We start from the raw sequence: 19,449 nt of genomic DNA, 5'->3' as shown, positions 1-19,449 counted from the left end.
CCTTCCAGGAAGAGCCTGACTTGATTCCCTTTGGCATACCCCGGCCCCCATCGGGTCGACCGGGGCCGAGAAGACGCTGGCTGTCACGAATAGCTGCGGCAACCGGTCTCGCGCTCCTGCCGGGCCTGCTGACGCCCGTGGCGTTCGCTGCCGACGCAGACCCTCTCGGTCGGCCGCACCTCAAGGTCCCTCAGGCCACTGAGGTCAGCCCATTCACGGCCAAGTTGGACAAAAAGGCCGCCGCCGTAGTTGACGCAGCCGGCAAGGCGGACGGTACGGCTGCTACACGGGCGCGGCGAGACCAGCAACGCACCGTGGTCTGGCCGAAGGCAGGTAAGGCGACACTGCGCGTCCCCCACCACGGCACCACTGCGGGCACGGTGGGCATGTTGCCAGTTGATGTCGCCGCATCGGACAAGGGCCGAGCAGCGAACTCCGTTACATTCGAAGTCCTGGGCAAGCAGGAAGCCGCCAAGTTGGGCGTCCCCGGTGTGGTACTCAAAGTCACCGGCCCGCCAACCGGCGGCAGAGCACACGTCGGCATTCGCTATGCCGCTTTCGCCTCCGCCTACGGTGGTGACTGGGCCGGCCGCCTCCGTCTCACTGCGCTTCCCCGCTGCGCCCTGACCGATCCCGCAGCGGCCAAGTGTCACAAGCGCACGGCCTTGGGATCGGTCAACAACCGTGCCAAGCAACGGGTCTCAGCGCCCGTGAGCTTTGCTGCCGGCGGTCGGCCGATGCTGATGGCCCTCGCGGCGGACAGCAAGTCGGGAGCCGGCGACTACAAGGCCACTCCGCTGGCCGCCTCTTCGACCTGGGAGGCGGGCGGTTCGTCCGGATCCTTCACCTGGTCCTACCCGCTGCGAGTGCCACCCTCCGCGGCCGGCCCCAGACCTGACCTCGCCATCTCCTACGACTCAGGCAGCATCGACGGTCAGACGGCGAACTCCAACAACCAGGGCAGTCAGGTGGGCGTCGGCTTCGACCTGACCTCGTCCTACATCGAGCGCAGGTACGGCTCCTGCGACGACGACGGACAGAGCGAGAAGTACGACCTGTGCTGGAAGTACGACAACGCCTCGCTCGTGCTCAACGGCAAGTCCAGCGAACTCGTCAAGGACGACACCACCGGAAAGTGGCACCTCAAGGACGACGACGCCTCCACCGTCACCCGCTCGACCGGTGCCGACAACGGCGACGACAACGGCGAGTACTGGACGGTCATCACCGGTGACGGGACCAAGTACGTCTTCGGGCGCGACAAGCTCGATGGTGCCGGCAGTGACGAACGCACCAATTCCGTATGGACGGTTCCGGTCTTCGGCGACGATGAAGGCGAGCCCGGCTATGCCGACGGCAGCTCCTTCTCCAGCCGCGACAAGAACCAGGCGTGGCGCTGGAACCTCGACTACGTCGAGGACACGCACGCCAACGCCATGTCCTACTGGTACGCGGCCGAGCGCAACAACTACGACATGCTCGGTGACGACACCACAGGCACCGGCTACGTCCGCGGCGGCTACCTGAAGGAGATCCGCTACGGCCAGCGTGCCGACGCTCTCTTCTCCGGCTCACCTGCCGCCTCCGACAAGGTGGTTCTCGACTATGGCGAGCGCTGCCTGGCCTCCGGCACGGGATGCGATTCCCTGACCGACGACACTCGTGACAACTGGCCGGACGTACCCTTCGACGCCGTCTGCAAGGACGACGACAAATGCACCGGCAACGTCGGGCCGACCTTCTTCACCCGCAAGCGCCTCACCACGATCACTACCTACGCCTGGAACGCCGCCGCAGCCACCCCCGGCTTCGAGGCGGTGGACAGCTGGTCGCTCAAGCACCTGTACCTCGACCCCGGTGACACCGGAGACTCCACCGACCAGTCGCTGTGGCTGGACGAGATCCGGCACACCGGCAAGCGAGGCACGGACCTCTCGCTGGACCCCGTCAAGTTCAGTCATGTGATGATGCCGAACCGGGTCGACGGGACGGCCGACGACATCCTGCCGCTGAACAAGCCCCGGCTGAAGACGATCACGTCGGAGGCCGGTGCACAGACCATCGTCACGTACATGGACGCCGACTGCACGGCAAGCGGCGCCAAGCCGAAGCTCGACGAGAACACCAAACGGTGCTACCCCGTCTACTGGTCACCCAACGGGGAGAAGGACCCCAAACTCGACTGGTTCCAGAAGTACCCGGTCGGTTCCGTCTCCACCACCGACCCCCAGGGCGGATCCGAAGCTGTCCAGCACAGTTACCAGTACTCCGGCGGCGGAGCCTGGCACTACGACGAAGACCCGTTCATGCCCGCCAAGGAACGGACCTGGTCCATCTGGCGCGGCTTCCAGCAGGTCACACACCTCACCGGCACGCCCACCGGCACCCAGAGCAAGGAAGTCACCGTCTACCTGCGGGGCATGAACGGTGACCGAGTCCTGGGCTCGGACGGCAGGACCCCGGACCCCGGCCGGCGCAGAACCGCCGAGATCACCGGAATCAAGGCAGCCAAGATCACCGACGCCGAACCGTACGCGGGCTTCACCCGTGAAACGGTGACTTACAACGGCACCAGCGAGGTCAGCGGCACCATCAGCGACCCCTGGTCCAAGCGCACCGCGACGCAGCACAAGTCCTACGCCGACACCGAGGCGTACTACGTGCGAACCGCCGCCACCCACGCACGCGTCAACATCACCGGCAAGCTGAACCCCTACGACCGCACCCACAGCGTCCGCACCACCTACGACGACTACGGCATGGCCGAAACCGTCGAGGACCAGGGCGACGACGCGGTCAACGGCGACGAGACGTGCACCCGCACCTGGTACGCCCGCAACGACGCCACCGGCATCAACGCTCTCGTCTCGCGCACCCGTACGGTCGCCAAGGTCTGCGCCACCGCGGACGCGGCGCTCGACCTGCCCGCCGACTCCACCCGGCCTGGCGATGTCATCTCCGACACCGCGGCCGTCTACGACAGCAGCACGGCCAGCACCTGGTCGGCGACCCAGCAGCCGGTCAAGGGCGATGCCAACTGGGCCGGCCGCGCCAAGTCCTACGGCAGCGATGACACGCCTGCGTGGCAGAAGATCTCCACGACGACCTACGACGCCCTCGGCCGCCCCCGGATCGTCAAGAACACCAACGACCTGCCCATCTCCACGACGACCTACAACCCCGCCACGACCGGGCCGCTGACCTCGACCTCCGTCGAGGACGCCAAGACCTACAAGAGCACCAGCGCGATCGATTTCGCGACCGGCGCGGTGCTGAAGGTCACCGACCCCAACGACCGGGTCTCGCAGAGCGAATACGACAGCCTCGGCCGCGTCACCAAGGTGTGGCTTCCCAACCGTTTGCAGGCACTCAACAAGACCCCGAACTACGTCTACAACTACAACGTCAGCGCGAACGCGATGCCCTGGGTTTCCACCAGGACCCTGAGGCACGACGGCTCCGGCTACAACACCACCTATGAGTTCTACGACTCCCTTCTGCGTACGCGGCAGGTTCAGACACCGACCCCGCAAGGTGGCCGTCTGATCTCCATCGCGCTCTACGACTCCCGAGGCCTGGCCGTCAGCCAGCAATCCGACATCTGGGACAGCACCTCCCTACCCAACACGCAGGCGGCGGAGATCTCCGGCGGCCAAGCACCCACCCAGGCCGACACCACCTTCGACGGAGTCGCCCGCCCCACCAAGACGGTGACAAAGATCCATGGAGTCACTCGCTGGAACACCGACACCACCTACACCGGCGACACCGTAGCGACCAGCGCCCCGGCCGGCGGCCAGGCAACAGCCACCGACACCAACGCCCTGGGGCAGATCACCCAGAGCCGGGAGTACGCCGGCCCGACGCCGACCGGTACCAACTACACGGCGACTGACTACACCTACACCCCGGCTGGCCAGCAGGCGACAATCACCGGCCCCGACCGCAGCAAGTGGTCCTACACCTACGACCTGTTCGGCCGGCAGGTCACCGCGAGCGACCCGGACAAGGGCAAGGCCGGCACCGAGTACAACAACCTCGACCAGGCCGTCAGCACCACTCCCAACGACGACGCCTCGAAGAAGCTCCTCTACGAGTACGACGACCTCGGCCGCAAGACCGGCATGTGGCAGGGGACCAAGACCGACACGAACAAGCTCGCCGCCTGGACCTTCGACACCCTCGCCAAGGGACAGCAGGACACCGCCGTGCGCTACGACGGCGGAGTGAGCGGAAAGGCGTACACCGAAAAGGTCACCGCCTACGACGCGATGTACCACGTGGCCGGAAGCCAGCTCCTCCTACCCGACGCTGAGCCCCTGGTCGCGGGCGGCTACGTGTCCAAGACCCTGTCCTTCACCACCGGTTACAACCTCGACGGCTCGGTCAGCCAGTACTCCGCGCCGGCGACAGGGGGCCTGGCTGCCGAGACGGTTTCCTACACCTCGAACGCCCTCGGCCAGCAGATCAAGGCCCAAGGCACCACCGGTTACCTGCAAGGCGCCTTCTTCTCACCGCAGGGTGACCTTCGCCAGCTCACCCTGGGCAAGGACGGGGCGTTCTCGTCGAAAAAGGCGTACCTCAACTGGGACTACGAGGAAGGCACCCGCCGGCTCACCCGCTCCTACGTCACCGATGACGTACACGGCTACATGCCGCAGGAGCTGAAGTTCACCCAGGACGACGCCGGCAACGTCACCTCCATATTCGACGCCTCCACGCAGGGTGGCACCGCCAAGGCCGACCAGCAGTGCTTCAGCTACGACGGCTACAGCCGTATGACCGAGGCATGGACTCCCAAGACCGCTGGCTGCGCGTCCACCGGCCGCACGGTGACCAACCTCGACGGCGCGGCACCGTACTGGACCTCCTACGCCTACACCGACGGCGGCCAGCGCAAGACAGACACCCAGCACACCTCATCCGGTGACAAATCCACGACCTACACCTACAACGACACCACCGACACCAAGCCGCACACCCTGGACAAGACAACCGGAACCCGCGCGGGCACCTACACCTACGACGCGAGCGGCAACACCGTCACCCGTCCCGGCCCCGCGGCGACCAAGCAGAATCTGTCCTGGAACAGCGAGGGTGGCCTGTCCAAGGTCACCGAAGGCACCAAAGAGACCACCTACCTCTACGACGCCGGCGGTGAACTCCTCATCCGCCGCGCCAAGGGCGACGGCGACACCATCCTCTACCTCGGCGCCGGCACAGAACTCCGACTGACCACCAAGGGCTCCACGAAGACAGCCAGCGGCACCCGCTACTACACCGCCAACGGCCAGACCATCGCAGTACGCACCGCGGTCGTCGGTACCTCCGGCACCAAGCTGAGCTTCCTCGCCGCAGACCACCACGGCACCTCCAACATCACCCTCGACGCCACCACATACGCCGTCACCAAGCGCTACAGCACCCCCTTCGGCGCCCCACGCGGCACAAAACCGGGGGCGTGGCCGGACGACAAGGCATTCCTGGGTAAACCGGCCGACGATGCGACGGGCCTGACACACGTCGGGGCCCGCGAATACGACCCGGTCATCGGCCAGTTCATCAGCGTCGACCCGTTGCTCGCCCCAGACGCCCCTCAGTCCCTGAACGGGTACGCGTACGCCGACAACAGCCCGGCAACCAGCGCCGACCCCACCGGCCTCTGCCCGTCCATCGACTGCCCGACACGACCCGGCCCTGACTACGAGAACACCACTCCAGGCCACATACCCGGCAAACCAAGAAAGTCGCAAAACGCCCAGTATGCAGAAAACGGAACAAGCTGGAATTCGGGTGGCAGTGGTGGCAGCGGTCGCAGTGGTGGCAGCGGTGGCACGGCACATACCAGCAGCACAGGAAACACAAGCAGTGGCGGAGGCCTCAGCTGGCTCGGTAATGTTCTCAGCACTGTGGCCGACGAAACAGTAAATACCGGGACCTCCATTATCGGCGGAGGTTATCAGCAGTACCTTACGGAAAAGGATTGCCTCCTCCACGGCGACGGCTGTGAAAACGTGGTGGGTTATCTGATCGGCACCGTCAACCCTGCCCCTGGCATCGTTGATGGCGTTGTGTCCCGCGGCACAGAGATATACGGTGACTACGCGAACGGCGACAGCGCTCAAGGCACAGGCAAGGTACTGTTCGACCTTGCCCTGATTGCCGCGACGCGGGGCGCAGGGGCTGAAGTCGAGGGTGAAGTCGGCGCGCTTAGGGGCTTGAGGCGGGGGTGTAGTTTTACCCCCTCCACCCCAGTTCTCGTAGCCGATGGCAAGACCAAACCCATCGGTGACATCGAGACCGGAGACGAGGTCGAAGCAGCCGACCCCGCCAACGGAAAGCACAAGGGCCCACGCGAAGTCACAGCGACCCTCATCAACCACGACTACGACCTCGTCGATCTGCGCATCCAACGCCCGGACGGAACCACAGACACCCTTCACACCACCGCGAAGCACCCTTTCTGGGATGACACCCTCCATACCTGGGTCCCCGCAGGCGCACTGCACGCCGGCCACGCGCTGAACACGGCGAACGACCAGCATGTCCGTGTCGCCCGCGTGATCCCACGCCCGGGTGACCGCAACATGTACAACCTCACGGTCGACGGCCTCCACACGTACTATGTGCTGGCGGGGCGGACTCCGGTTCTGGTTCACAATTCCGGAGGGGCGTCCAAGGAAGTAACCCTGCCTAGCTTTGGCAGCTTCGAACAAGCCCGCAACAAAGCGCTTGATCTGTTGGGTGAGGTTGATCCAGCTACTCGGCAGCCGTACATCGGACGTCTCGAATCTGCGCCGACGACCTACGGTAAGATAGTAGGCTTCACTACTCGGGTTAACGGTGAATTCAAGAGGTTCAGGATGGATTACGATCCAGTGAAGGGTCCCCATATCAACGTGGAAGTCGGTAAGGGGGACTCGGCGCGTAAGTGGGCAGTGCCATGGAATGGAGCGGAAGACGATTTCGCGAGAATGCTTGGCGGTAATTCGTGACGCTCGATGATGTATACGGAACCAGGTCGGACCTCCTGCCCAAATCTATGGTTCGAGTGGTTCGTGCAGATCAGCAGGGTGGGCGACGGCTAACTTGGGTTGGCCGGCCGGGTGTGCAGTTGCTGAACCTGGATCAGCATCTCCAATACGAGCGCGAAAGCCTCAGTCGTTACCCGCGCAGCTCTGACGGTGCGATCGAGTGGGGTGCGGTGGCTGATGGTTTGGTGCTCAGCTCGATGGAGTTGGGTTCCATCGAGCTGAGCACCGTAGTCCAACAGTTCGCCCCGAAGGCTGGCAGTCTAGTCTTCTTCTGGGAGAGCTTGGCGGTTCCGAGTGTAGAGATGGGGCTTGAATTCTCCATCTCTCACCTGCCGGATATTGCAGAATCCGTACCGGAATTCTGGGTCTATTCTCCAGGTGACCGCATTGTGGTGGAGAGTTCGTTCTCTGGCGTAGTGACTGTGGCCCATATTCCTGTGGAAGCAGATGGCCAGAGTCCTGCGTAACGCCGTTTGGCGGCAACGCTGACGGCAACGTCAGCGGACGACCACCGCTGAGGGCGGCGGCTCTTCGGAGTCGTCGCCCTCAGCCAGTGCGTCGCTCAGGGTGCCGATGGCCTGGCGCTGGAGGCGGAGTCGGACGTGGGCGTAGACGCCAGCGGTGACGCCGATGTGGGCGTGGCCGAGGAGTTCCTTGATGACGACGAGGTCGACGCCCTGTTCCAGGAGCAGGGTGGCTGTCGAGTGGCGGAGATCATGGAAGCGGATCGTTCGGAGTCCTGCGCTGTGGAGAAGGCGACGGAAGCGCCGGGTGAGGTTGGTGGGGTCGAGTGGGCTGTCCTTCGGGGTGGTGAAGACGAGTCCGTTGTCCGTCCAGCCGGTTCCGGCCGCTTGACGCTCTTCCTCCTGCCTTTCCTGGTGGATCTTGAGGGAGTTGATGCATTCGGTGGGGAGGGCTATGCGGCGTTCGGACGCGAGCGTCTTGGTGTTCAGGACGGTGAGGCCCTGAGTGCGGGTGCGCTGGAGGGAGCGGTGGATGGTGGCGGTGCCGCCGTCCAGGTCGAGGTCTTCCCAGTGGAGGCCGAGGAGTTCGCCCTTGCGGAGTCCGGTGCGGAGGGCGAGTTCGTACAGGGCATGCAGCCGGTCGGCGCCGGCCGACTGGAGGAACTGCCGGGCTTGGGCGGCGGTGAAGGGCTGGAAACGCCCGGGGCGGGGCGTGGTGGTCTTGACGTTGCGGGCGACGTTGCGTGGCCGAGGATGCCGAAGGTCGATCCGGCCAGGGTGGCCCGCCGCACGAAGTGTGCCATCGCCGAAGAGGTCGGCCATGTCGAGAAGTGGCAGCTGGCCCTGGACATGATCGACGAGGCGAGGTCATGGGGCATCGCAGTCCCCGGCCTTGTCGCCGACGGCGGCTACGGCGATACGGCTGTATTCCGCCTCGGGCTGGAGGAACGCGGCCCTGACTACGCGGTGGGCATCTCCACCAGGACCACCGCGCAGCCGGAAGAAGCCAGGCCCCACATCCCGCCCTACGGCGGCCGCGGGCCTCGGCCGCGGCCCGTCTGTCCCGAGCTGGCCCGGACGGTGAGGAAGCTGGTCGTCGAGCCCGGCAAGCAGGCGGCGAAGCCGGTGCGGTGGCGGGAAGGCTCCCGCCCTGGCAGCGGCCGCAGTGGCCTGAAGCGGATGTACTCGCGGTTCGCGGCCCTACGGATCAGGCCCGCCGGACGCGAGATCCGCAGGAAGACCGACGGACCCGAACCGCCCGTGCGCTGACTGCTGGCCCAATGGCCCGCCACCGAGGCCGAACCCGTGGACAGTTCTGGCTCTCCAGCCTGCCCACCGACACCTCGCTGGCCACCCTTGTGCGCACCGCGAAGCCGCGCTGGGGTATCGAGCACGAGGCGAGTCGCACGCCTCGTTCCCGACGAGAGCGCTGGAACAGCGGACGGCCGGGCTCGGCAAGGTCGGTGGCGCGGCCGGCCGTGGGGGTGCCTGACTTCAGTGGGCCCCGGATTGGGTGTTGTCGCGGGAGGCGGCGACCAGGCGGGCGGCTTCGACCAGGCCGAGGGCACCGGCGATTCCGCGCCGCAGCAGCCCCTCGGGGTCTCCGCCGCGGGCGCGCACCGCGTCCGCGAAGTGATGCATGTCCTTCTGCATGAGGGTGTGGACGTGCTCGGCCAGTTCCGGCGAGATGTCATGGCCCAGTGCACGCAGCGCCGCGCTGCCGCCGCTGCTCGTGCTGATCACGTCGATGAGTGCGGGGATGTCGAGGCCGACCTGGCGGGCCAGGCCGAGGACATCTTCGACGTTCTTCATATTGGTGATCGTCAGAGCGTTGTTGAACAGCTTGGTGAACTGTCCGGCTCCGACGGGTCCCATCAGCTTCACGGTGTCGCTGAACGTCGCGAACACGGCGCGGGCGGCCTCGAACGCGGCCGGGGTGCCGCTGACGAAGGTGGTGAGCGTACGGGTGCGGGCGCCGGGGCTGCCGCCGCTGACCGGGGCGTCCAGGTAGACGCCTCCCGCTCGGGCGACGTGAGTGGCGATCCGGTCCGCCTCGACGGGGTCACCGGTGCCGTGGTTGACGATGATCGTGCCCGGTGCGATGTTCGCCAGGAGTCCCTGGTCGTCCAGGACATCCCGGACGTCGGCGTCGTCGCGCAGACACAGTGCGAGGAGTTCCACCGATCCCGCGAGGTCGGCCACGCTCTCGTGTACCTGGTGGGGGACCTTCTCCACGGCGACGAGCGAGGCGGGGCGGCGGGCCCACACATGGAGCTCGAAGCCGCGCTCGCCGATCGCTTCCGCCATCGGTCCGCCCTGGTCGCCGAGACCTATGAAGCCGACCTTGCTGATTTTCCTGTGCATGGGGCTGTCCTTCTTCACGGTGCGGGTCTGAGGTTGAGGTCCGTCAGCGGAGGATGTCGGAGGCGACGTTCCACAGGCGCTCGGCGTTGGCCGGGTCGACGGCGTACGCGGCCACCGCCCTCACGCCGAGCTCGATGGGCCGGGCATCGACCTGGGGCGCCTCGTTGACGTCCTCGAAGTAGCGGCCGCCGATACCGTCGACCAGCGGGGAGGCGGCGAGGAACACCGAGGTCGCCGCGCCCTGCTCGACCGTCTTGCGGTACCGCTCGGGGGTCCGCAGGCCGCCGGTGTGCTTCTGCAAACCCGTGGCGATGGCGCCGGGGTTCAGCGTGTTGGCCCTGATGCCGTCGCCCGCCCAGCGGCGGTCGGCCTCCACGGCGAGCAGCGCCTCGGCGGTCTTGGACTGCCCGTACGCGGTCAGGGCGTCGTAGGGGCGGAAGCGGAAGTCCAGGTCGTCGAAGACGACCGGCGAGAACAGGTGGCCCCCCGAGGAGACGGACACCACACGCGCGCCCTGGGCGTCGGCGAGGGCCGGGTGCAGGCCGAGGGTGAGCGCGAAGTGACCCAGGTAGTTCGTCGCGAACTGCTGCTCATGACCGCGTATGCCGCGCTCGAGCTCGGGCGGCATCATGATGCCGGCGTTGTTCACCAGAATGTGCAGCGCGCCGCTCCACGACGCGGCGAAGGCGTTCACCGAGTCGAGGTCCGCCACGTCGAGACGGCCGACCCGGACCGCGTCGTTGCCGGTCCGCGCCCGTAGGTCAGCCGCTACCTGCTCGCCCGCCTCCGGGCGCCGCACCGCCAGAGTGACCTCGGCACCAGCGGCCAGCAGTGCCCGCGCGGTCTCCACTCCGATACCGGAAGTGGCCCCGGTGACGATCGCACGCTTCCCGGACAGGTCGACGCCCCGGGTCACGTCACTCGCGGTGGAGTTGCGGTCGAAAGGGCTCTGGAAAAGCTGAGACATGAAATTCTCCGATGTCAGACCGAATGTCGCTCGTGCCCCCACCATGCGGTAGCTGCCGAAGGCCGACCAGGCCCCCTCGAGACTGGGACCGGCAGGGCCACCCACATCCCGGAGGCGGAGGCTAAATTGGACCTATGCCGAACGTTGACGATGCCAATCCTCTGGGGCGGTACTTGCGTACCCGCAGGTCCCTCGTGTCGCCCGACGCGGTCGGACTTTCCGATGCGGGCAACCGCCGTGTCCCCGGTCTGCGTCGCGAGGAGGTCGCTTTCCTGGCGGGAATAAGCTCCGACTATTACGTCCGGCTGGAACAGGGCCGGGACCGCCACCCCTCCGAGCAGGTGCTGCGCAGTATCGCTCGCGCACTGCAGCTCGATGAGGAAGGCACCCAGTACCTGATCAAAATCGCGAAGCCCAAGAAATCCGGGCGTCAGCGGCCCCGTAGGCCCGAAAGGGTCAGCGACGGAATTCACGCGCTGATCAACAGCTGGCCTCTGACCGCGGCGTATGTGCACGGCAAGTACATGGACGTGCTGGCGGCCAACAGTCTCGCCATCGCCCTCTCCCCTTACAACGCACCCGGCCAGAACGGCATCCTCGCTGCCTTCCTCGAACCGGAGATGCGTGAACTCCACTCGGACTGGGACGAGATGACCGCTCGTGTCGTGCCCTACCTACGCTCCATCGTCGGTGCGGACACGGATGAGACCCGGCTGGTCGAAATCATCGGGGAACTCTCCCTGCGCAGCGAAAGATTCCGAAGGCTCTGGGCACGCCAGGACGTCACGCACAAGACCACCGGAACCAGCAGGCTCAACCACCCGCAGATAGGTTCCATCGAACTGCATTACGAGAAGCTGCTGATTCCGGGGACCGACATGCAGACGCTGATCACGTACCACGCACACCCGGGAAGCGAATCGGAGGAGCGCCTACGGCTGCTCGCCACCATGAACACCTCGTTCGATCCCTCGCGCGGCGCGTACGGCGACCGGGTCGGCCACGAGTTCGACACTCCGCCTCGGGCCACGTGAACCACCCGGACACGCCGGGCCTCGTCGCGAAGGCTCCGGGGCGGCACCGCACCCGCCCTTTGCGACCCAATCGGATCAGTCGCGTCACAGCTGGCTCGAACCACCGTCGACGTAGAGCTGCGAGCCGGTCATGTAGCTGCTCCGTTCGGACGCCAGGAAGACGACCACGCCCGCTGCCTCGTCGGCTTCGGCGATCCGCCTCATGGGAACCTGCGAGGCCAGTTGCTCCGAGTCCGGCATCAGGCGGGTCAGACCTTCCGTCCGGGTAGCACCGGGTCCCACCGCGTTCACCCGGATGCCCCGCTCGACCAGCTCCGCTGCGAACGTCCGTGTCAGAGAGCGGATCGCGGCCTTGGAGGCGGCGTAGACGCCCATACCGGGTGACGCCTTCGTGTCGAGGCCGGAGCCGCAGAGAATCACCGACGAACCGCTCACCAGCAGCGGAAGTTCCTTCTGCACGGTGAAGACGATACCGCCGACATTGGTGCTGAACGTCGAGGTGAAGTCCTCCCAGGTGATCTGCCCCAGCGGTGCGATCCCGGCGATGCCGGCGTTTGCGAACAGGATGTCCAGACCACGCCCGCTGGACTCCACGGCCGCCATGACGCGGTCCAGATCGTCGAGGTCGGTGACGTCAGCCCGCACGGCCTGGACGTGATCCGCGCCGACCTCCGAGACGATCTCCTCCAGAAGCTCTTCGCGCCGCCCCGTGACGAACACGTACGCGCCCTCGGCCGCCAGCGCCCTGGCTGATGCCAGCCCGATGCCGGAGGTGGCGCCGGTGACCAGTGCCGTCTTTCCGTCGAGCTGCCCCATGTAGGGTCTCCCAATTTCTTAACCGTTCGGCCGGTGGAGAGCAGTCCACCGCCCAGGCCGTGATCGAGCGCCTTCTCCGTACCCTCGCGGCAGACCTCGCCGACATCCGAAGCTCCGGCCGAGTACCGCGCCGCGACGGACCAGAAACCGCCGAGCGGCTTGGGTACGCCGCCGCGTCGTGGCGGCCCGGGTCACGGCGTCGCCGCGCTCGCGGGCGCTTGACAGGGCGGCGCCATGTCTCCACTATTCAGCTATTCGACTAGTGGACTAGTGGTGGGGTGGATGCGGTACTACATCGAGAGACGGCGCGGAGTCACGGCGCATCAGCAGATCGTCGAGCAGACCAAGAGGGCCGTGAGGTCAGGCGTGCTCAAGCCCGGCGACCGGCTGCCGACCGCGCGAGAGGTGGCCGAGACCTGTGCGGTGAACCCCAACACCACACTCAAGGCGTACCGGGAGCTCGACCGGGACGGAGTGGTGGAGCTGCGACAGGGAGTCGGCACCTTCATCGCCGCGGCCGCGCAGGCGATGGCCGGCACCGTCGCTGCTTCGGAGTCGCCGCTCTACGCCGAACTGAAGCAGTGGGTGGGGCGGGCGAGGGATGTGGGCCTGCTGGAGGAGGGCGTGCGGGACCTGGTCGAGCTGGTGCTGCACGAGTGCCGGGAAGCGGAGGCCGGGGCTGCCGAGGGGGGCCGGGACAACCATGGCTGAGGGTTCTGAACTGGCGTCCGTGCCGGACGATCAACAGACCGCCCTGGAAGTGCGGGGGCTCGGCCGGCGCTACGGGCGCGACTGGGTACTGCGCGACGCTACGTTCCGGCTCCCCGCTGGACGGGTGTGCGGACTCGTGGGCCCCAACGGAGCGGGCAAGACGACCATGCTGGAGATCATCGCGGGGCTTCGCACACCGTCGGCCGGCCAGGCCGCGGTCTTCGGCGAACCCGCGGGTGGAACGTCGGCACGTCAGCGGGTCGCATTCCTGCCGCAGGAGAAGCCCCTGTTCGCGAGCTTCACCGTGGCCGAGACGCTGCGGCTGGGACGGGAACTGAACCCGCGCTGGGACCAGGCACTGGCCGAGACCTTCGTGCGGGCGGGTTCGGTCCCACTCGACGGCAAGGTAGGACGGCTCTCAGGCGGCCAGCGCACCCGAGTCGCCCTGGCGGTGGCTCTGGGCAAGCGCCCCGACCTGATCCTGCTGGACGAGCCCCTGGCCGACCTCGACCCGCTGGTGCGCCGCCAGACCGTCTCCGCTCTGCTGGGGGAGGTCGCGGAACGCGGTATCACCGTTCTGCTCTCCAGCCACCTGGTGGCCGAGCTCGACACCCTGTGTGACTACCTGCTGCTCGTGGCCGAGGGCGGCCTCCGGCTGGCCGGGGACGTGGACGAGATCATCAGCGTCCACCGCATGCTCTCCGCACCCACCGCGCACGTACCGACGGACTCCGACGGTCTGCCGGCGAGCCTGCGAGATCACACGGTGGTGTACTCGAACGGCGATCACCGGTTCACCACGGCGCTGGTCCGTCCAGGAGGGCCCCTGGACCCCGTCTGGGACGTCACCGCGCCGACACTGGAAGAAGTGGTGCTCGCCTATCTGGAGCAGCACAGCTTCTCACCGCTCATCAGCCCCCACTCGCACGTGTCCGGCCATGAATCGAAGGTAGCCAGGTGAGCGCGACCGTACGGCTTCGAACGACGAGTGAAGAGTTCTTGGGTACGCCTCGGCGGCGGTGGACGGCACGCGTGCGCCTGGGCGGGATGCCCTGGCTGGTATGGCGGCAGCAGAGGCTGACGTTCATTCTGCTGCTCGCGGCGGCAGCCGTCGCGACGGCCGGTCTGGCGTGGCTGGCCCAGGACGCGAGCGGCGCGGTAGCCGCCGTCGAGGGGCCGGACCCGTCCCTCGCCGAGACGACGGCTCTCGAGGGTGCCTACCGACGACTTGAGCTGGTGGGCCTGGCGCTGGCCTGTCTGCCCCTTGTCATCGGCGTGTTCGTCGGCGCCCCGCTCTTCGCCGGTGATCTGGAGACCGGCACCGCCAAGTTCGTAGGTGTCCAGTCCCACAGCCGCTGGAACTGGGTGGCGGTGAAACTGGTCATGGCCGCTTCGTTCACGACCGTGGTGGCGTTGTCCACCGGTCTCGCCATGAGGGCTGTGTGGACGCCGCTGGTCAACCACGCGGCCGTCAACGCCGACTTCACGACCGCGGGCGGATTCGACACCACCGGACCGGTCGCGGTGGCCCTGTCCCTGCTCGGTCTGCTGATCGGCGCCGCCGGCGGGTTGTTCCTGCGCCGGACGCTTCCCGCGATGGTGACCGCCTTCGTCGCCCTGCTGGCGGTGATGGCCGTCTGGGGAGCGGTGCGAATGACGTTTGCCACCACGGTGACGAAGACGACGGGCGGCGGCCGGTTCCGACGGGAGGATTTCCCCAAGATCCCTGACAGTGCCCTGTCGATAGACGAGTCCTACGTCACAGGTGACGGATCACTGATGGGCTGGGGCAGCTGCGCCAGGGCAAAGGACGAACTCGCCTGCCTGCGCGACAAAGGCATCGTCGGCTGGTCGGTCGAATACCTTCCCTACTCCCATATGAACGCCATGCAGTGGGCGGCCACCGGTGCCCTCGCTGTCCTGATCACGGGAGCGGTGGGCCTCGTGGCCTATGCCGCGCGGCGTACTCTGCGCTGACCGAGTGCGCGCGGCGCTGCTCGCCCGCATCCCCACGGGTGTCACCAGGACACCCGTGGGGTGGGGCCTGCCGCGGCTGAGGATGTCCGTACGAGGCGGAGACACCTCCGATCCTGTTCGCGCCGTCGTGCCGAGGTGGCCGAAACCCCCTTTCTCGGGAATCAGTCCAGGAGTGCGGTCGCCTCGACCTCGACGAGGACGTCCGGCTCGAAGAGGTAGTCGACGCCGATGAGGGAGGCCGGAGGCATGGGAAGCCGCAGGCCGATCTCCTCGGCGACAGACTCCACGCCGGCCATGAGGTCGCCGATCTTTTCCGGGCTCCACCGGGTCACATAGAACGTCAGGCGCAGCACGTCCGCGAACGACGCGCCCGCGCCCTTCAGCCCGACGGCGGTGTTGCGCAGCGCCTGGGCGACCTGCCCGGCCAGATCACCCGGCGCCACCGCGGTGCCGTCGGCCTGGCGCGCGATCTGGCCGCTGACGTGGACCTGGGTCGTCCCGGTGCCCACGGCGACGTGATGATACGGGGTCGGCTGCAGCATGCCTTCCGGCGTGAAATGCTTGACGGTCATGGTTGTCCTCCGGCCAAGTAGGTATCTGTAAGCTACCTAGTGAGAGAAGGACACTTCAACGAGACCAGGTTTCGCCTTGGACACCGCCAACGAACTCCGCATCGGCGCGCCCCACCGGGAACTGCTCGACCAGATCCTCGACAAGTGGTCGCTCAGCGTCCTCAACGAACTCTGCGAACGCCCGTGCCGCTTCAACGAGCTACGCCGAGCCATCCCCGAGGTCACGCAGAAGTCGCTGACAGCGACGCTACGACGCCTTGAGCGCAACGGAGTCGTCGACCGGGAAGTCGTCTCGACGCGCCCCGTGGCGGTCCGCTACCGGATCACCCCTCTCGGCAAGACCATGCGGCCCCCCATCGACGTGCTGCTGGCGTGGGCCTCGCAGAACATGCCGGCCATCGAACGCGCACGTCAGGGGTTCGACGCACGGGAGGAAGAGGAAGAGCACGCGGCGACGTGACTCCTTCGAGCCGACGCGGCACCGGCGTATCTGCCGGGACTTCCGGGTGCCGGCCGACAGTCGCCGAGAGGACTGACCGCGCCGGTGCTACCGGTGCAGTCCGCGCTGTCCGGTGCGGGCTTTCGCGGCGTACGACACCGCTTCGCCGACCGGGACGGGTCCTTCGGCGAGTTCCAGGACGAGTCCTGCGGTCGCGGGGGTGTCGAGCAGTGCGACCAGGACTTGGGCGACATCGTCCCGGGTGACCTCTCCGACGCTTCGCTCGGCGGTGAGGCGAACGGTGCCGGTGCCGGGCTCGTTCGTCAGGGCGGCGGGGCGCAGGACGGTCCAGTCGAGATCCTGGGCCATGAGGTGGTCGTCCGCAGCGGTCTTGGCGCGCACATAGGCGGCCCAGATGTCGTCGGCGTGGGCAGGGGGCGGACTGCCCGCGCCGCGGGTGGAGACCATCACGTACCGCCGGACGCCGGTCCGCAGCGCGGCGTCGGCGAGAAGGACCGCGGCCTGATGATCCACGGTGTGCTTACGGGCCGCGCCACTGCCCGGCCCCGCACCGGCCGCGAACACCACGGCCTCCGCTCCGGACACGATCGCGGCGACATCGTCACACGACGCCTTTTCAAGATCGCAGACGACGGGCTCCGTCCCGTCCGCTCGCAGGTCGCTGCCGTGGCCCGCGTCGCGGACGATCCCGACGACGCTGTCACCGCGGGCCGCGAGCAACCGGCCCAGACGCCGGGCGATCTGGCCGTGCCCGCCGGCGATCACGATCTTCATGCGACTCTCCTCGGACGGAAACAGCGATACGGTCTCTACGGGACAGGTGCTGCCGGGCCGGTCCGGAACCGCGCAGAGCGCCCTATGGCCTCCGACCAGGCAGAACGAAGATGTCAGAAGGCTATGCGGACCTTCAGCGCCTCGCGGGTGTCCATGGCATGGTAGCCGCCGGGCACCCCGTCGAGGGCGACGGTCTGGTCGAAGACCAGGCCGGGGTCGATCGCGCCGGACAGGACGTCCGGCAGCAACTCGGGAATGTAGGCGCGGGCCGGGGCCACGCCGCCGCGCAGCGAGACGTTTCGGCCGAACATCTGGCCTATGTCGACGCCGGTGCTGCCGCCGTGCGGGACGCCGACATAGCCGACCGCGCCGCCGTCGCGGGCGATCGAGATGGCGGTGCGCATGGACTCCTCGGTGCCGACGGCCTCCAGCACGGCGTGGGCGCCCTGACCGCCGGTCAGCTCCTTGACCGCCTCGATCGCCGCTTCGCCCCGCTCGGCGACCACGTCGTCGGCGCCGAAACCGCGGGCGACAGCGGTGCGCGCCTCGTGCCGGCCCAGCGCGATGATCCGTCCCGCGCCGAGCCGCCGGGCGGCCAGCACACCGCAGAGGCCGACCGCGCCGTCACCGACCACCGCGACAGTGGCACCCGGCCGCACCCCGGCCGTCACGGCCGCGTGGTGGCCGGTACTCATCACGTCGGACAGCGCCAGCAGGCCGGGCAGCAGCTTCTCCTCGCCGACGGTCTCCGCGGGCAGCGCCACCAGGGTGCCGTCGGCGAACGGCACCCGCACCGCCTCGCCCTGGCCGCCGTCGGAGCCGACCTCGCCCCAGAAGCCGCCCTCGGGGCAGGAGGTGTGCAGCCCCTCACGGCAGAAGTCACAGGTGCCGTCCGACCATACGAACGGGGCGACCACGAAGTCGCCGGGGCGGAAGCCCCGCACCTCGGCGCCTGTCGCCTCGACGACGCCGAGGAACTCATGGCCGATCCGCTGGCCGGCCGTGCGCGCGGCGACACCGCGGTACGCCCACAGGTCGCTGCCGCAGATGCAGGCGTTCACCACGCGGACCACCGCGTCGGTGGGATGCCGGACGACCGGGTCGGGCACCTCCTCGATCCGGATGTCGTTGGGGCCGTGGATCACGGTGGCACGCACGGAACTCTCCTGGCGCTGCTCGGGGCCTGGACTGGAGCTTCCAGGGTCGCCGTACACACGTTCCCATGTCCAGCTACATTCCCTACACCCACTCTTTAAGATGAACTAATGCTCGATGTTCGACGGCTCGTCCTGCTCCGCGATCTGGCCGCCCACGGCACGGTGACCGCGGTGGCCGAGCTGCACGGCGTCACGCCCTCCGCCGTCTCGCAGCAGCTACGACTGCTGGAGGAGGAGACCGGCACACGCCTCCTGGAGCGCACCGGCCGCTCCGTCCAGCTCACCAGCACCGGGCGGCAGCTGGCCGACGACACCGAGCAGGTGCTCACCGCCCTGGAACACGCCCGAGAACGGCTGCGCACCGTCGTGGGCGAGCCCTTCGGCCCCGTCCACCTCGCCTGCTTCCCCAGCGCCCTCGCCCCTCTGGCCGCCCCCCTCAGCGAAGCCCTGGAAAATACCCACGCGAACCTCCTCCTGCACATCACCGAGGCCGAACCGGAAACCGCCGTACGGCTGTTGCTCCAGCGACGCGTCGACATCGCCCTGCTCTACCGCTACACCAACCTGGCCACGCCACCGCACCCCGGCGTCGAGACCCACGTCCTGCGGACCGATCCGCTGGTCGCCGTCCTGCGACACGACCACCCGGCGTACCGTGCCGAGAGGACTCCGATCGACCTGCGGGAGCTTGCGAACACCTCGTGGATCACCGCCCCACCGCGGACTGCCTGCGGAGACGCGGTTCTCCAGGCGTGCCGATCGGCGGGTTTCGCCCCACAGATCCGCCACACCTGCACCGACTTCTCCGCGATGATCGCCCTCGCCGCGAGCAGCGGCCACACCGTCCTCATCCCCCGCATGGCCGCGGTCCACCTGCCGCCGACGCTGGTGGCGCGGCCGGTGACGGACGGCACCCTCACCCGCACGATCGAGACCGCCGTCCGGCACGGCACAGGTCACGAACCCGCGATCACCGCCGGTCTCACCACACTCCGCGCGCTCAGCGACAGCCGGGCCGAGCGGGACGGGACTTCGGGACCGCGCTCGCCGAGAAAGCCCGGCTGAGGTCCTGGGGAAGAGCATCCCCCGCCGGTCCGTCCAGCGCGTCGCCCTCCACGT

The 19,449-nt window shown here is 67.7% G+C and carries 14 protein-coding genes and 2 pseudogenes; 9 read left to right on the top strand and 7 right to left on the bottom strand.

Annotation, left to right across the window (positions count from 1 at the left end; translation table 11 throughout):
* The first annotated feature begins 137 nt into the window (after positions 1 to 137).
* Entirely contained in the window at positions 138 to 6,995 is a 6,858-nt protein-coding gene (locus ACFWN1_RS02395) for a polymorphic toxin-type HINT domain-containing protein (RefSeq protein WP_384357306.1), read from the top strand.
* Between the two features lie 113 nt (positions 6,996 to 7,108).
* Positions 7,109 to 7,501: a hypothetical protein gene (locus ACFWN1_RS02390; RefSeq protein ID WP_384357304.1), complete on the top strand. Its 393-nt coding sequence runs from the start codon at positions 7,109 to 7,111 to the stop codon at positions 7,499 to 7,501.
* Positions 7,502 to 7,531: 30 nt separating this feature from the next.
* Here the strand turns inward: ACFWN1_RS02390 and ACFWN1_RS02385 are convergent.
* Positions 7,532 to 8,245 (bottom strand): annotated as a pseudogene (locus tag ACFWN1_RS02385) (tyrosine-type recombinase/integrase); the annotation flags it as partial.
* Between ACFWN1_RS02385 and ACFWN1_RS02380 the strand changes: the two are divergent.
* Positions 8,246 to 8,895: pseudogene (locus tag ACFWN1_RS02380) on the top strand (transposase); the annotation flags it as partial. It abuts the pseudogene before it with no gap.
* Positions 8,896 to 8,992: 97 nt separating this feature from the next.
* Here the strand turns inward: ACFWN1_RS02380 and ACFWN1_RS02375 are convergent.
* Together ACFWN1_RS02375 and ACFWN1_RS02370 are read right to left on the bottom strand one after the other, a co-directional pair.
* Positions 8,993 to 9,862 (bottom strand): NAD(P)-dependent oxidoreductase, encoded by an 870-nt coding sequence (locus ACFWN1_RS02375; protein ID WP_384357302.1) that lies wholly within the window; start codon positions 9,860 to 9,862, stop codon positions 8,993 to 8,995.
* Between the two features lie 43 nt (positions 9,863 to 9,905).
* A complete protein-coding gene (locus ACFWN1_RS02370) occupies positions 9,906 to 10,829 on the bottom strand; it encodes an SDR family NAD(P)-dependent oxidoreductase (RefSeq protein ID WP_384357300.1) in 924 nt (307 codons plus the stop codon).
* A gap of 134 nt (positions 10,830 to 10,963) precedes the next feature.
* On the opposite strand from ACFWN1_RS02370, the gene ACFWN1_RS02365 reads away from it, so the two are divergent.
* Complete coding sequence (locus ACFWN1_RS02365; RefSeq protein WP_384357298.1) at positions 10,964 to 11,863, top strand: helix-turn-helix transcriptional regulator; 900 nt, start codon at positions 10,964 to 10,966, stop codon at positions 11,861 to 11,863.
* Positions 11,864 to 11,947: 84 nt separating this feature from the next.
* Here the strand turns inward: ACFWN1_RS02365 and ACFWN1_RS02360 are convergent, their stop codons facing one another.
* On the bottom strand, positions 11,948 to 12,679 hold the full coding sequence (locus tag ACFWN1_RS02360) for an SDR family NAD(P)-dependent oxidoreductase (protein WP_384357296.1): 732 nt from the start codon (positions 12,677 to 12,679) through the stop codon (positions 11,948 to 11,950).
* A gap of 282 nt (positions 12,680 to 12,961) precedes the next feature.
* Between ACFWN1_RS02360 and ACFWN1_RS02355 the strand changes: the two genes are divergently transcribed.
* The 3 genes from ACFWN1_RS02355 (at position 12,962) to ACFWN1_RS02345 (ending at position 15,367) form a co-directional block, all read left to right on the top strand.
* Positions 12,962 to 13,390: a GntR family transcriptional regulator gene (locus ACFWN1_RS02355; RefSeq protein ID WP_384357294.1), complete on the top strand. Its 429-nt coding sequence runs from the start codon at positions 12,962 to 12,964 to the stop codon at positions 13,388 to 13,390.
* Entirely contained in the window at positions 13,383 to 14,351 is a 969-nt protein-coding gene (locus tag ACFWN1_RS02350; protein ID WP_384357292.1) for an ABC transporter ATP-binding protein, read from the top strand. Before ACFWN1_RS02355 ends, ACFWN1_RS02350 begins: the two co-directional genes overlap by 8 nt.
* A gap of 86 nt (positions 14,352 to 14,437) precedes the next feature.
* Positions 14,438 to 15,367: an ABC transporter permease gene (locus ACFWN1_RS02345; RefSeq protein WP_384357290.1), complete on the top strand. Its 930-nt coding sequence runs from the start codon at positions 14,438 to 14,440 to the stop codon at positions 15,365 to 15,367.
* 161 nt (positions 15,368 to 15,528) lie between these two features.
* Here ACFWN1_RS02345 and ACFWN1_RS02340 read toward each other — a convergent pair whose 3' ends face one another.
* Positions 15,529 to 15,939 (bottom strand): RidA family protein, encoded by a 411-nt coding sequence (locus tag ACFWN1_RS02340; RefSeq protein WP_384357288.1) that lies wholly within the window; start codon positions 15,937 to 15,939, stop codon positions 15,529 to 15,531.
* A gap of 76 nt (positions 15,940 to 16,015) precedes the next feature.
* On the opposite strand from ACFWN1_RS02340, the gene ACFWN1_RS02335 reads away from it, so the two are divergent.
* Positions 16,016 to 16,399, top strand: coding sequence for a winged helix-turn-helix transcriptional regulator (locus ACFWN1_RS02335; protein ID WP_384357286.1), 384 nt, complete (start codon positions 16,016 to 16,018; stop codon positions 16,397 to 16,399).
* 87 nt (positions 16,400 to 16,486) lie between these two features.
* Here the strand turns inward: ACFWN1_RS02335 and ACFWN1_RS02330 are convergent, their stop codons facing one another.
* Together ACFWN1_RS02330 and ACFWN1_RS02325 are read right to left on the bottom strand one after the other, a co-directional pair.
* Complete coding sequence (locus ACFWN1_RS02330; protein ID WP_384357284.1) at positions 16,487 to 17,173, bottom strand: NAD(P)H-binding protein; 687 nt, start codon at positions 17,171 to 17,173, stop codon at positions 16,487 to 16,489.
* A gap of 113 nt (positions 17,174 to 17,286) precedes the next feature.
* Positions 17,287 to 18,330, bottom strand: coding sequence for a zinc-dependent alcohol dehydrogenase family protein (locus ACFWN1_RS02325; RefSeq protein WP_384357282.1), 1,044 nt, complete (start codon positions 18,328 to 18,330; stop codon positions 17,287 to 17,289).
* 108 nt (positions 18,331 to 18,438) lie between these two features.
* On the opposite strand from ACFWN1_RS02325, the gene ACFWN1_RS02320 reads away from it, so the two are divergent.
* Positions 18,439 to 19,395: a LysR family transcriptional regulator gene (locus ACFWN1_RS02320; RefSeq protein WP_384357280.1), complete on the top strand. Its 957-nt coding sequence runs from the start codon at positions 18,439 to 18,441 to the stop codon at positions 19,393 to 19,395.
* Positions 19,396 to 19,449 lie beyond the last annotated feature (54 nt).

This window comes from Streptomyces sp. NPDC058459 (genome assembly GCF_042721685.1).
Lineage (GTDB): Bacteria > Actinomycetota > Actinomycetes > Streptomycetales > Streptomycetaceae > Streptomyces.
The sequence above is the reverse complement of the archived record's forward strand: the minus strand, read 5'-3'. Positions and strand labels throughout refer to the sequence as shown.

What these genes read in the sequence shown, in the direction of transcription:
- ACFWN1_RS02320 (WP_384357280.1), top strand. Translation starts at nt 18,439, where the DNA reads ATGCTCGATGTTCGACGGCTCGTCCTGCTCCGCGATCTGGCCGCCCAC.
- ACFWN1_RS02355 (WP_384357294.1), top strand. Translation starts at nt 12,962, where the DNA reads ATGCGGTACTACATCGAGAGACGGCGCGGAGTCACGGCGCATCAGCAG.
- ACFWN1_RS02370 (WP_384357300.1), bottom strand. Translation starts at nt 10,829, where the DNA reads ATGTCTCAGCTTTTCCAGAGCCCTTTCGACCGCAACTCCACCGCGAGT.
- ACFWN1_RS02345 (WP_384357290.1), top strand. Translation starts at nt 14,438, where the DNA reads ATGCCCTGGCTGGTATGGCGGCAGCAGAGGCTGACGTTCATTCTGCTG.
- ACFWN1_RS02365 (WP_384357298.1), top strand. Translation starts at nt 10,964, where the DNA reads ATGCCGAACGTTGACGATGCCAATCCTCTGGGGCGGTACTTGCGTACC.
- ACFWN1_RS02330 (WP_384357284.1), bottom strand. Translation starts at nt 17,173, where the DNA reads ATGAAGATCGTGATCGCCGGCGGGCACGGCCAGATCGCCCGGCGTCTG.
- ACFWN1_RS02350 (WP_384357292.1), top strand. Translation starts at nt 13,383, where the DNA reads ATGGCTGAGGGTTCTGAACTGGCGTCCGTGCCGGACGATCAACAGACC.
- ACFWN1_RS02340 (WP_384357288.1), bottom strand. Translation starts at nt 15,939, where the DNA reads ATGACCGTCAAGCATTTCACGCCGGAAGGCATGCTGCAGCCGACCCCG.
- ACFWN1_RS02360 (WP_384357296.1), bottom strand. Translation starts at nt 12,679, where the DNA reads ATGGGGCAGCTCGACGGAAAGACGGCACTGGTCACCGGCGCCACCTCC.
- ACFWN1_RS02375 (WP_384357302.1), bottom strand. Translation starts at nt 9,862, where the DNA reads ATGCACAGGAAAATCAGCAAGGTCGGCTTCATAGGTCTCGGCGACCAG.